Below are 12071 nucleotides of genomic sequence, written 5' to 3'. Positions count from 1 at the left end.
TTTTGGCTTGAAAGGCCGGGGCTCTTTCGCCATAGAGCTTGGACCTGAGGCCCCGGGGAGCGGGGTCGATGTTCAATCAGCTCAGGACCTGCACAATGGCTTTCCTTGCCGACGCCCTTTCCCGCATCAAGCCTTCCGCGACCATCGCCGTCACGCAGATGGCCCGGGAACTCAAAGCGCAGGGGAAAGACGTCATTTCGCTCTCCGTTGGCGAGCCCGACTTCGACACGCCACAGAATATCAAGGATGCGGCCGTGGCGGCGATTGCTCGCGGCGAGACGAAGTACACGCCGGTCGCCGGCATTCCGGAGCTGCGCAAGGCAATTGCCGACAAGTTCAAGCGCGAGAACGGTCTCGACTACAAGCCGGAGCAGGTCATCGTCGGCACCGGCGGAAAGCAGATTCTTTTCAACGCCTTCATGGCGACAATCAATCCGGGTGATGAAGTCGTCATCCCGGCGCCGTTCTGGGTGTCCTATCCGGAAATGATCGCGCTGTGCGGCGGCACGCCCGTCTTCGTCGAGACGACGCTTGAGAACAATTTCAAGCTGACCGCCGAACAGCTGGACAAGGCGATCACGCCGAAGACCAAGTGGTTCATGTTCAATTCGCCGTCGAACCCGTCGGGTGCCGCCTATAGCAAGGACGAGCTGAAGGCGCTGACCGACGTGCTGATGAAGCATCCGCATGTATGGGTCCTGACCGACGACATGTACGAGCATCTCGTCTTCGGCGACTTCGTCTACTACACGCCGGCCCAGGTGGAACCCGCGCTCTATGAGCGTACGCTGACGATGAACGGAGTGTCGAAGGCCTATGCCATGACCGGCTGGCGTATCGGCTATGCCGCCGGCCCGCTGCCGCTGATCAAGGCCATGGACATGATCCAGGGCCAGCAGACGTCCGGTGCCTGCTCGGTTGCCCAGTGGGCCGCCGTCGAGGCGCTGAATGGTCCGCAGGATTTCATCACGGAATCGAAGAAGGCCTTTGAAGAGCGCCGTGACCTCGTTGTTTCGATGCTCAACCAGGCCTCCGGTATCGTTTGCCCGAAGCCGGAAGGCGCCTTCTACGTATACCCGTCCTGTGCCGCGCTCATCGGCAAGACCTCGCCGTCGGGCAAGGTCATTGAGACGGACGAAGACTTCGTCATGGAACTGCTGGCGACCGAAGGTGTTGCGACCGTGCACGGCTCGTCCTTCGGCCTTGGCCCGAACTTCCGCGTCTCCTACGCGACCTCGAATGCCAAGCTGGAAGAGGCCTGCAGCCGCATCCAGCGCTTCTGCGCTTCGCTGAAGTAAGTGTAAGCTACATGTGTCTTGAAAGGGCTCGCCGGGAGGCGGGCCCTTTTCGCATTTTCTGGCTTTGTTGAGGGGGGTGAGCGCTTGTGGTATTCTGGCGCTCATGAAAACCGTCAGTCTGCAGGAAGCTACACGCGATCTGGAAGCGCTTGCCGATGCCGTCGAGCGGGGCGAAGTCGTGACCGTGACGCGGGACGGCAAGCCGGTTTTGGATCTGGTGCCGCATGTGGAGGGGAGCGCGGGAAAGTCGGAGCAGAAGAAGAGAGGAATCGATTGGGAGGCAATGCAGGCGCATCTGCGTTCGATAGGCGTTGAGAATGCCGTTCCCTATATCGCTGAGGACTTTGATGATCCGCTTCCAGAAGACTTCTCCTGAGGCCGCTTCCCTAGTGCAGCGCTTGTTGCTGGATACCCATATTTTCCTCGGCCTTCTGAGGCGGGATTTCGATCTGCAATTTCCGGCTATCAGCAAGTACTTCGGTGTCGGGGACACTATAGGCTTCGTCAGCGTTGCCACTCTTTGGGAAATAGCGATCAAAAGCAGGCTCGGCAAATTGGATGTCGGCATGGCCCTGGCGGACGTGCCGGCAAACGTCAAATCGGGTGGTTTGGAGATCCTCGATATCGAAGTCGCCCACGTCCTTCACTCTCTCGATCCTGAACCGCCTACCCGGGACCCCTTCGACCGGCTGCTTCTCGCCCAGTGTCATGTCGAAGGCCTGTTACTGGTGACCGTTGACCGTGCCCTTGTCGATCACCCCTTGGCATTCCGCCCCTGACTGCGAGAGCCAGAGGCGGAATGGGTTGATCAGCCCTTGGTAAGCTTCACGATGGTCGAGTTGCCGCCGCCGCGCTGTTCGGTGACGGCGTAGACGGCGCCGTCGGGGCCTACTCTCACATCGCGAATGCGGGCGCCAAGATCGACGCGTTCCTCATGCTTTACCCGGTCGTTCTCCATGTGGAGGATGACCACGCCCTGGCTTACCAGGCCGCCGACGAGGAAGGCTCCCTTCCATTCGGGGATGGCATCGGCATCGTAGTACGCCATGCCCGAGGGCGCGATTACGGGGTCCCAATAATAGACCGGCTGCTCGGTGTCGGCCATCTGCGTGATGCCTTCGCCCACTGCAGCGCCACTATATTCGACGCCATAGGTCACTTCCGGCCAGCCATAGTTCTTACCGGCCTCGGGCAGGTTCAGTTCGTCGCCACCCTTCGGGCCGTGTTCGACGGTCCACAGGCGGCCCTGACCGTCAATCGTGGCGGACTGCAGGTTGCGGTGGCCGAGCGACCAGATTTCCGGCTGGGCGCCATTTTGGCCAATGAAGGGGTTGCCTTCGACAGCTTCACCCGTCTGGCTGATGCGGAAGATCTTGCCAAGACCGCTCTGCAGATCCTGGGCCTGAACGCGAGGTTCGGCGTCGGAGCGCTCGCCGACCGTCACGTAGAGTTCACCTTCCGGACCGAAGGCGAGGCGCGAGCCGAAGTGCTTGTTGCCGTCATAGCCGGGGGTCTGGCGGAAGATCACATTGACGTCTTCCAGAGCGCCGCCGCCCTGGTCGTCCGCGACGAGGCGTGCGGAAGCAACCGATGTGCCGTTGCCGTCGTCATCCCGTGGTTCGGCGAAGGAGAAGAAGATCATGCCCGAGCTTTCAAAGTCGGGTGCCAGGGCAACGTCGAGCAAGCCGCCCTGACCGTCGGCGAGGACTTCCGGAACGTTTGCAATCTCGGGGCCGGCCGTACCGTCGGTGCCGATGATGTGCATGGCGCCCTGCTTGGCGGTGACAAGCATGCGGCCATCGGGGAGGAATTCCATCGCCCAGAGATGCGGCAAGCCTTCGGCCACGACTTCGGTCTGGATGCTGACGGATTCCGGAGGCTGCGGCGCTCTCGTCTGACCGGAAAAGGCCGGCTGCTGGTCGGGCGCGTTGGGTGCCTGGGTCTCGACGGGCGTTCCCGCCTGCTGGGCAAGAGCGGGCGCGGAGACAAGGCTGACGCTCAGCATGGTTCCGGCGAGAATGTGGGGTAGACGCTTCATCAATTCCTCCTGGTCGAATGATTGGACCCGTACAACGCCTAAGTGGTCTGAAAGCTCCAGCTCGGTAGAGCACGCCAGATCAAGTTCGCTTTATCGGGTGGTGAGTGCGGAGAGGACTGATCTCAAAGAAAGAGCGGGCACTAGGGCCCGCTCCGATGGTTTCTCCTCATGCCGGAGTTTTGATCCAGCTGCCGACGTAAGGCGCATTGGCGAAGATCTTTTCGCGGTCTCGCCACAAGGCCGGCAAGGCGAGGATGGCGAGCGCGCCGATCGTGATGGCCGTCTTCGTCAGCTGCGACAGTTCCGGTGTGCGGGCGTCGATGTAGTAGACCGCATAGACGATCAACACGTGCCAGACATAGATCTGCAGTGAATGCCGGCCGAGAAGCTGCAAGAAGTTCAGCGTGAAAAGGCTTGTCAGCGTCGAGGCGATCTTGCGGATCACTGCATTCTCGTGACGTGGGCCGGCGACCAGGATCCAGGCCATGCCATAGGCCACAGCCGCGAAGTTGATGAGGTAGACCGGGCCAAAGTCGGCGCGGATTTCCATCAGGCCGAATTTCTCGAGGACGAAGCCCGGCATGAAGCCGTGCGCAGTCGCCAGGCGAAGCGGCAGGAAGAAGAGGGTGATCGCAAGAGCCGTCCAGGCAAGCGTGGTGCGGTTGGGGTCGAAGACCTTCTGCCACTCGATCTTCTTCATCGAGGTCAGGGTGCCGGCGATGATGCCGGCGAAGAATACGATCTGCCAGCCCAGAAGGTTGAAGGAGACACGCAGGCCCTGCTGGTCCGGCGCGCCGGCGAGCCAGGCGTCGAGTGGGTAGGTGACAATACGGTGCAGGCCTAGCTGGGCCGCAAGCCAGATCAGCAGCGAACCGACTGCGACGCCGAGCCAGTGGCCGCGGATGCAAAGCCAGATCACGACAGGCGCGAATATCATGTAGACAATGTATTGCGGGAGGATGTCCATGAAGGTCGGCTGAACGAGGAACGTGGCGATCGGCGCGAGCGAGCTTGGATCAAGCAGGCTTGCGTCACCGAGCCAGTTCTTCCAGGCCGAGACCGCGCCAGGCATCACCAGTTGGAGTGCGAGGACGATCAGGACGATCGCCATGGCATAGCGATAAAGCTCCAGGGCGCGCGACCAGATCTTGTCGCGGCCGACGACATAACCGTCCTTCATCATCTTGCGACTGTAGACCATGCCGGTCAGCAGGCCCGAGAGGAAGACGAAGCCTTGCGCGTCCTCGACGAAGGCAAGGTTGCGGTGGTTAACTTGAACGAGCCAAAGGCCCCCCGTGAACACCAGGTGGTTGATCAGCATGAAGACGAGGAAATAGCCCCGCATGCCGTCGATCACATCCAATCTCTTCACGTTCGACTCCCGAGTTGGCCCCCCGGTCACCCGCGGCGGCGATCATCATCCGCATCGTGTTGAGAATGCGGCGGGAGGCCCAACAGGGCCGATCCGTGCGGAGGGAACGGTGGTTTTCAACAAAAGTTCCGAGCCGGTTTGCTCACGGATTCGTGGGCGGAAGCCGCAGTTAAGGCGAATCATGCGTGTTCAAAAGACCTAGGCAGGGGCGCATGCTGAAGGTGGCGAAGAGGACGAAATGGGTCTGCGTAGGATCGCATTCGTCTCCATCGTTGAGATTGATCGCTGCCGCGACCCGGGTCATGGCGACCATGGTGGTCTGCACCGGCGTCATCGTCCTTGGCCGTCCGATCGCTCGTCCGTTTGCGCCGAGGCTCTTTTGATGGAATACTCCTTCTTAGCCTAGGAGGAGAAGGCCATGGTGAAGATCATCTACGAGATCGTTCCTCATGATGGCGGTTGGGCCTATCGGCTCGGTGGCGCCTATTCGGAGGCGTTCCCGACCCATGACCAGGCCCTCGAAGCCGCACGCATCGTCATGCTGGAGCAACAGGTCGGCGACGAGCCGGTCACGATCAGCTATCAGGACGAGACGGGACGATGGCGCGAGGAATACAGCGATGGCGGCGACCGTCCCGAGGTGGAGATCGTCGACACCTTCGTCGAGCAACAGCAACCGCGAGCCTGAAGCACGGGATCATCGCCTGAGCCATTTCAGCCGCTTGAGATCGTTCGTTCACGTCTTGGGCCCGGCGCCGATGGCGCCTTTCAAAGCATCGCGCAGCCACAAAGCTCACTGGTCGAGGCGCTGATGATGCTCCAGGCAGTGAGGGGCGGCCGGTATATCCGGACGCCCCCTTTTCGTGTCAGGCAAGGGCCGGATACGTCGTGTAGCCTTCCGCGCCGCCGCCGTAGAGCGTGGCCTGATCCAGCGGGTTGAGGGCTGCATCTTCCTTCAGACGGCGGACGAGATCGGGATTGGCGATGAAAGGGCGGCCGAAGGCGACGAGGTCGGCATAGCCGCTCTCGACGGCTTCGATCGCAGACGCGCGGTCATAGCCGTTGTTGGCGATCCAGGCACCCTTGCCGCCAGCGTCGCGATAGGCGGACTTCAGTGCCTTCCAGTCGAAGGGCAGGACGTCGCGCGGACCACCGGTCGCGCCTTCAATCACATGCACGAAGGCGAGATTGAATTTTGCCAGCGCCTCGACGAGTGCCGTGTAGACGGCCTTCGGATCGGGGTCGGAGACATCGTTTGCCGGGGTGGTCGGGGAGATGCGGATGCCGGTCTTTTCGGCGCCGATTTCCTTGGTCACGGCCTCGACGACTTCCAGCGTCAGGCGGATGCGGTTCTCGATCGAGCCGCCGTATTGATCTGTGCGCTGGTTGCTGTTCGAGCGCATGAACTGCTCGAGCAGATAGCCGTTGGCAGCGTGGATTTCCACGCCATCGAAGCCGCCTTCAATGGCAGCGCGCGCCGCCTTGCGGTAGTCCTCGACGATGCCGGCCAGTTCAGCCGTTTCCAGAGCACGCGGCTCGGACGTCTCGACGAAAGCGCCGGAGCCATCGGGATTGAGGATATAGGTCTTGGACTGTGCCGCGATGGCGGAGGGGGCGACCGGGGCGCCGCCCTCGGGCTGCAGGCTGGTGTGCGAGATCCGGCCGACATGCCAGAGCTGCGTGACGATCTTGCCGCCGGCTGCATGCACGGCGTCGGTGACCTTCTTCCAACCTTCGATGGCTTCGGACTTGTAGAGACCGGGAACGTCGGCATAGCCCTGCGCCTGGTGGGTGATCGCCGTGCCTTCGCTGATGATCAGGCCGGCAGTCGCACGCTGGCGGTAGTACTCGACGTTGAGATCGTTCGGCACTGCGCCCGGCGACCGGTTGCGGGTCAGCGGCGCCATAGCGATGCGGTTCGAAACGGGGATGGTGCCGACGGATGTCGGTTCAAAAAGCTTGGACATGAAACCTCTCGGGAGTTTCCAATGATGGGAAGGTTCATTGGGGATCCCGATGTGGTGCCTCAGAGTGTTCCATTCAAGGTCTTGACGAACTCCGCGATGGCATCTTCATTGCGGCGATAGAGAACCCGCTGACCGACACGCTTGGAACTGATGAGGCCCGCTCGCTGAAGTGTTGCCAGATGGGCTGAAACTGCGGATTGAGAAAGGCCTGACCGCTCGAACTGACCGGCGCTTATGCCGTCGGTCGCGTCCTCTTTCGGAACCCCGAAATACTCTTTGGGATCTTTCAGCCAAATCAGCATTTCCATGCGCGCCGGGTGAGCCAGCGCCTTCATCACGTCCTCCAGGAACATGTCCCCTCCAAATCGTCAACAATTCCAGTCTGCGGCGGAGCGATCTCTGGTGTCGGGCACTGAGAGTGTCCGGCGTCAGTTCCGCCAGACGCTGAAACGGTTCGAGGGATCTATTGTTCCAACAAAATAACAAAAAAAGAGGGCCACCGGAAAAACCAGGGCCCTTTGAATTGTGAAGGTCAAAAACCTCCAGAGGGGAACAGCTGCTGCGGTGGAACTGGGAGGAAAAAGCCACCATGTGCATCAGCTGTGTGCGATATGGTGGTTTTTTGTGCAGTGAACAATGCTTTTTTATGCATGTCAGGCATGCATGATGCGCAAGTCTGTGTGCACAACCTACTAAAAAGCCAGCCGAACGGCTGCCTTAGAAGTTCCAGTTGCGGGCCTTGGCGACGATGAAATCCCTGAAAGCCTTGAGCTTTGCGGCGTTCTTGATTTCGTCGGGATAGCAGAAATAGGTGTCGAAGGAGGGCACGTCGGCACTGGTGACCAGCTGCAGCAGACCGGGATCGCGGCCGACGATGTAATCCGGAAGCATGGCGATGCCTATGCCGAGCAGGCAGGCACGCTTGATCGAGGTCAGGCTGTTGATCTGCAGATGCGGCATGCGCGGATTGTCGGAGGAACGGCCGGCGACTTCCAGCCAGTTGACGTCCAACAGGTAATTCGGTGCCGGTTCGCCGAAGGTGATAATCCGGTGGTTGTCGAGATCCTCAATCGACTGCGGCTCGCCGTAGCGGTTGATGTAGGACGGTGCCGCATAGACGTGCATATGCACCGTGAACAGCTTGCGCTGGATGAGGTCCGACTGCTGTGGCTGGCGAAGCCGAATGGCGCAGTCGGCATGGCGCATGTTGACGTCCAGTTCCTCGTTGTCGAGGAGCAACTGGATCGACATGTCTGGGTAGAGCTGCAGGAATTCCTGCACCTTGTCGGTCAGCCAGCCCTGGCCGAGGCCGACGGTGGTCGTGACCCGCAGCTTGCCGGACGGCTTTTCGGTCGTCTCGGTCAGCTGCATCTTGACCGTCTGCAGCTTCAGGAGAACGTCATGAGCGGTGCGATAGAGCAGCTCACCCTGTTCGGTCAGGATCAGGCCGCGGGCATGGCGGTGGAAAAGCTTGACGCCGATGTCCTGCTCCAAGGAGGAGACCTGGCGGCTGATCGCCGACTGGGACAGGTGCAGCTTGTCGGCCGCATGGGTGAAGGACCCAGCTTCGGCGGCCGCATGAAAAATGCGCAGTTTGTCCCAGTCCAGCGGCATGCCGCCCCCTCTCATGGCGGCTATTCCGCGGCTTGTTGTGTCTCGACGGGCAGGGCCGAGAGGAAACGTTCGGCCTCGAGCGCTGCCATGCAGCCCATGCCGGCGGCGGTGATCGCCTGGCGGTAGACGTCGTCGGTAACGTCACCGGCGGCAAAGATGCCGGGCACGTCGGTCGCTGTCGAATCCGGCGCGGTCCAGAGATAGCCGTTCGACTTCAGCTTCAGCTTGTCCTTGAATAGCTCGACGGCCGGCGCATGGCCGATGGCGACGAAGACGCCGTCGATCGGCATGTCGGTGACGGCACCGGTCAGTGCATCCTTGAGCCTGACGCCGGAGACAGACGGCGGCATCGGGGGCTTCGCCGGAGCGCCGGTGATTTCCTCGACGGTCGTGTTCCAGAGGACGCGGATGTTCTCCTTGGCAAAGAGGCGTTCCTGCAGGATCTTTTCAGAGCGGAAGCTGTCACGGCGATGCACGACGGTGACCGACTTGCAGATATGCGAGAGGTAGAGGGCTTCCTCGACGGCCGAGTTGCCGCCACCGACGACGATGACGTCCTTGTTGCGATAGAAGAAGCCGTCGCAGGTCGCGCAGGCGGACACGCCAAAGCCCTGGAAATGCTGCTCGCTCTCGATGCCGAGCCACTTGGCCTTGGCGCCGGTGCAGATGATCAGCGTATCTGCTGTCCAGACCTGACCGCTGTCGGTCTTCACCGTGAACGGACGATGGCTGGTGTCCACTTCGGTCACGAGATCGCTGACGATCTCGGTGCCGACATGGATGGCCTGATTGAGCATCTGCTCCATGAGCCAGGGGCCCTGGATCGGATCGGCAAAGCCCGGGTAATTCTCCACATCCGTGGTGATCATCAACTGACCACCCTGTTCCATGCCGGCGATCAGAACCGGCTTCAGCATGGCGCGGGCGGCATAGATCGCAGCGGTGTAGCCGGCAGGGCCTGAGCCGATGATCAGCACCTTGGTGTGGCGGGCAGTCATGTCGCTTCCTTTCAATGCGCGGTCTTCGTCTTCGATCGGGGGTATCAAGCGCAGGCAAGCCCGACCGTTGCGCAACTGTCGCCCATTTAGGATCGAAGCGACAAGCAATTCAAGGCATGGCCCGTCATTAGCAACAGAGCTTTGCGCGTCCACGCAATAATTGTGCGTGAACGCGGAGGATTCTTGCCAATTACGTCTGAAGGAGTAGATATCGCACACATCTTCAAAAGGATCGACCGTGCTCAAGGTAGAACTCGACGCCATCGACCTGCGCATTCTGAAAGAATTGCAGCGGGACGGGCGCATGACCAATGTGGAACTCTCCGAACGTGTCGGCATATCGGCACCGCCCTGCCTGCGCCGGGTGCGCAAGCTTGAGGAGGCCGGCGTGATCGAAAGCTATCACGCCGTTCTGAATGCCAGCCGGCTGGGCTATGATCTCGTTGCCTTCTGCATGGTGGGGTTGAAGCACCAGTCGGAGGCGAACCTCAAGGCCTTTGCGGCGGCGACCGACAGCTGGCCGATCGTCCGGCAGGCCTGGATGGTCAACGGTGACAGCGATTTCCTGCTGCATTGCGTGGCGGAAAACCTGACACGCTTCCAGGACTTCGTCATTGAAGTGCTGACGGCGAACGAACATGTCGACACGGTGCGCACCATGCTGACGATCCGGCAAGTGAAGAAGGTCGGTCTGGTGGAGATCTGAGCAACGAGCTCAGAACGATTTTAGCGCTTCCGCCAGTCTGGTGCGGAAGCCGGTGTCGATCTCGACGAAACGTTGGCGCGCAGCAGCCCCCAGCGCCTGCTTTTGCGCGACGTCCATGCTCAGCAGATTGTTGATGACCGTCTCCATCGCTTCGGGATCAACGCAATAATTGGTGCCCAGATGCCTGGGTTCCGTCCGCGCATAGGGCACGAGGATGCCGCAATCGGCGGTTACGTGCTCGTTCATCGGCGGGCCATCGGTAGTGACGGTCACCGCGCCGACGGAGAGGGCTTCGACGAGATGATGCCCCCAGCCTTCCGAGCGGGAGGGGCAAAGATGGAGGCCGCAGCTGTTCTGCAATTTTCTCAGTTCGGCGTCGGTGATGTAGCCACTGACCACTCGGATATTCGGGACCCCGGCGGCCTTCGGATGCGGATCGCGCTGGACCAGGACCAGTTCCGGCCATTCGGGATGGCGGGACCATAATTCGATGACGTCTTCCGTGCCTTTCAGCGTGCTGCCGCCGGCCAGATGAAAGAAGCTGTTCCAGTTCTTCGCGACGCTGTCGTCGAGCCGGTCTTCGGACGTGAAGCCGACATAAACAGTGGTTACGCCCAGATCACGGAAGATCTCTTCGGCATGGCGGCTCTTGGCCAGAACGAGGTCGATACCCTTCAGCCGGCCAATGTGCCGCCGCGGGAAGCGTTCCTGGTTGGGACAAAGCAGATTGTGTCGGGCGGCGCTGTACCAGCGGGGAAAGGCGCGTTCGACGTGGATGATGGTCTTTGCCTGTTTGCGGCGAAGCAGCCGGTCGACGATGTTTCGTGCTCGAATACCCTTGGTCGCCACATCCTCGGAGCGGCCGACGGAGGCCAGCGCTTCGATCAGCAAAGACGTGTCGCGCGTCAGCCCGAAGCTGTTGTCCTTGTTGACGATGAGGATGTCGAGGAGATCGCGGTCGGCCATCGGTCAAACGGTTCCGGACGTTGCAGGCTTGGAGCTTGCGCTCGCATTGGGCAGGGCAGTGCCGAGCAGACCCGCATAGACTTCGGCCAACTGGTCCGCTTCCCGTTCCAGTCCGAACGCCGCCTCGACATGCGCGCGTCCGCGCCGACCGGCCTGCATGGCCTTTTGCGGCTCGAGAAAGGTCGAGATCGCGTCGCGCAGGCGTTCATAGTCGTCGGCCGGCACGACCGAACCCGTTTCGCCCTCGACGATCATCTCTGCATAGGCGCCGGCGTCGCTTGCGACCACGGCGGTGCCGGAGGCCATGGCCTCGAGCGGCGTGAGGCCGAAGCCCTCATTGCGCGAGGGGGCGACATAAAGCGTCAGGCGGCGATACCAGGGCTTGATGTCATCGACTTCGCCAAGGAAGCGGATGCGATCGGTGAGCCCGGCGGCGGCGATGTCGGCCTTCAGCTTGTCTGCAAAGGCCGTATGCTCGGCGGTGACCCGGCCGGAGATCACAGCTGTCCATTCGGGATTATCCGGGAGGAGTTCGATCATCGCCCGGACGAAGAGATCCGTGCCCTTTTGATGGCGGACCCGGCCGAAGCAGCCGACGAAATGCCGACCCTTCAAATCTTCCGGGAGGCTCGTGTCGATCTCGTCGGAGGGATGAAAAAGCTGCAAGTCCACGCCGTGGCGGATGACACGATGCGGGACCTTGAGAAAGGAGCCGGACTTCCCATTCGTCGCTACCACGCCGTCCATCTTCGAGATGAGCCAGCGGGTGTAGCGGCTGTGATGTCTTTGGGCCGCAGACGTGAAAAGCAGTTTCAGCGGCATGCGGAAGAGATCGCGCAGGATCAGGCCCGCCAGCATTTCGTTGTTGCGGCGGGCATGCCAGACGCGTGCAGGGGCGGCTTTCGGCCTCTTCCAGAGGCCGGGCAGCTCGGCCCAGCGCATGCTGGGCAGATGACCGGGAAGGCCTGGGCCGAGCGTCAGGATGCCGAGACCCTGGCGCTTCTGTTCCGGCACGAGCTGGATGACGGTCGAGGTCACACCGGAGAGGCGCCGCTTGAAATGCGGCGCAATCACCGTGATGTCGTCGAGAGAATGCGCCACAGAGGGGCCCT

General features: G+C 61.3%; 13 protein-coding genes and 1 pseudogene. 5 read left to right on the top strand and 9 right to left on the bottom strand.

All coding sequences use genetic code 11. From position 1 onward, the window contains the following. Positions 1-95 precede the first annotated feature (95 nt). The 3 genes from D4A92_RS20200 to D4A92_RS20190 all read left to right on the top strand — a co-directional run bounded on the left by D4A92_RS20200 (position 96) and on the right by D4A92_RS20190 (position 2077). Positions 96-1298: a pyridoxal phosphate-dependent aminotransferase gene (locus D4A92_RS20200; protein WP_203016890.1), complete on the top strand. Its 1203-nt coding sequence runs from the start codon at positions 96-98 to the stop codon at positions 1296-1298. A 103-nt stretch (positions 1299-1401) separates the two neighbouring features. Then, complete coding sequence (locus tag D4A92_RS20195) at positions 1402-1674, top strand: type II toxin-antitoxin system Phd/YefM family antitoxin (protein WP_203016888.1); 273 nt, start codon at positions 1402-1404, stop codon at positions 1672-1674. Beyond that, entirely contained in the window at positions 1646-2077 is a 432-nt protein-coding gene (locus tag D4A92_RS20190; RefSeq protein ID WP_203016886.1) for a type II toxin-antitoxin system VapC family toxin, read from the top strand. Before D4A92_RS20195 ends, D4A92_RS20190 begins: the two co-directional genes overlap by 29 nt. Before the next feature lie 29 nt (positions 2078-2106). Here D4A92_RS20190 and D4A92_RS20185 read toward each other — a convergent pair whose 3' ends face one another. The 3 genes and pseudogenes from D4A92_RS20185 to D4A92_RS20175 form a co-directional block, all read right to left on the bottom strand. Then, positions 2107-3336, bottom strand: a complete 1230-nt coding sequence (locus tag D4A92_RS20185) for a PQQ-dependent sugar dehydrogenase (RefSeq protein WP_203016884.1) — start codon at positions 3334-3336, stop codon at positions 2107-2109. 166 nt (positions 3337-3502) lie between these two features. Next, positions 3503-4708 (bottom strand): OpgC family protein, encoded by a 1206-nt coding sequence (locus D4A92_RS20180; RefSeq protein WP_203016882.1) that lies wholly within the window; start codon positions 4706-4708, stop codon positions 3503-3505. Between the two features lie 169 nt (positions 4709-4877). Next, a pseudogene (locus D4A92_RS20175) lies at positions 4878-5042 on the bottom strand (hypothetical protein); the annotation flags it as partial. An 84-nt stretch (positions 5043-5126) separates the two neighbouring features. Here D4A92_RS20175 and D4A92_RS20170 point away from each other — a divergent pair. Then, positions 5127-5396: a DUF2188 domain-containing protein gene (locus D4A92_RS20170; protein WP_203016877.1), complete on the top strand. Its 270-nt coding sequence runs from the start codon at positions 5127-5129 to the stop codon at positions 5394-5396. Positions 5397-5574: 178 nt separating this feature from the next. Here the strand turns inward: D4A92_RS20170 and D4A92_RS20165 are convergent, their stop codons facing one another. The 4 genes from D4A92_RS20165 to trxB all read right to left on the bottom strand — a co-directional run bounded on the left by D4A92_RS20165 (position 5575) and on the right by trxB (position 9287). Beyond that, a complete protein-coding gene (locus D4A92_RS20165) occupies positions 5575-6675 on the bottom strand; it encodes an alkene reductase (protein ID WP_203016876.1) in 1101 nt (366 codons plus the stop codon). A gap of 59 nt (positions 6676-6734) precedes the next feature. Beyond that, entirely contained in the window at positions 6735-7028 is a 294-nt protein-coding gene (locus D4A92_RS20160; protein ID WP_054151538.1) for an ArsR/SmtB family transcription factor, read from the bottom strand. Between the two features lie 364 nt (positions 7029-7392). After that, positions 7393-8289: a LysR family transcriptional regulator VtlR gene (locus D4A92_RS20155; RefSeq protein WP_054151539.1), complete on the bottom strand. Its 897-nt coding sequence runs from the start codon at positions 8287-8289 to the stop codon at positions 7393-7395. Between the two features lie 20 nt (positions 8290-8309). Continuing rightward, positions 8310-9287 (bottom strand): thioredoxin-disulfide reductase, encoded by a 978-nt coding sequence (trxB, locus tag D4A92_RS20150; RefSeq protein WP_203016874.1) that lies wholly within the window; start codon positions 9285-9287, stop codon positions 8310-8312. A gap of 238 nt (positions 9288-9525) precedes the next feature. On the opposite strand from trxB, the gene D4A92_RS20145 reads away from it, so the two are divergent. Further along, a complete protein-coding gene (locus tag D4A92_RS20145) occupies positions 9526-9993 on the top strand; it encodes an Lrp/AsnC family transcriptional regulator (protein ID WP_006725561.1) in 468 nt (155 codons plus the stop codon). Positions 9994-10002: 9 nt separating this feature from the next. Here the strand turns inward: D4A92_RS20145 and D4A92_RS20140 are convergent, their stop codons facing one another. Together D4A92_RS20140 and D4A92_RS20135 are read right to left on the bottom strand one after the other, a co-directional pair. Then, positions 10003-10959: a glycosyltransferase gene (locus D4A92_RS20140; protein ID WP_203016872.1), complete on the bottom strand. Its 957-nt coding sequence runs from the start codon at positions 10957-10959 to the stop codon at positions 10003-10005. Positions 10960-10962: 3 nt separating this feature from the next. After that, on the bottom strand, positions 10963-12060 hold the full coding sequence (locus tag D4A92_RS20135; protein WP_203016870.1) for a glycosyltransferase family 4 protein: 1098 nt from the start codon (positions 12058-12060) through the stop codon (positions 10963-10965). Between the last annotated feature and the right edge of the window lie 11 nt (positions 12061-12071).

The sequence above is a fragment of the Rhizobium rosettiformans genome (genome assembly GCF_016806065.1).
In the GTDB taxonomy this organism is placed as follows: domain Bacteria; phylum Pseudomonadota; class Alphaproteobacteria; order Rhizobiales; family Rhizobiaceae; genus Allorhizobium.
Note: the sequence above shows the minus strand (reverse complement) of the source record. Positions and strands in the feature narration are given on the sequence as shown.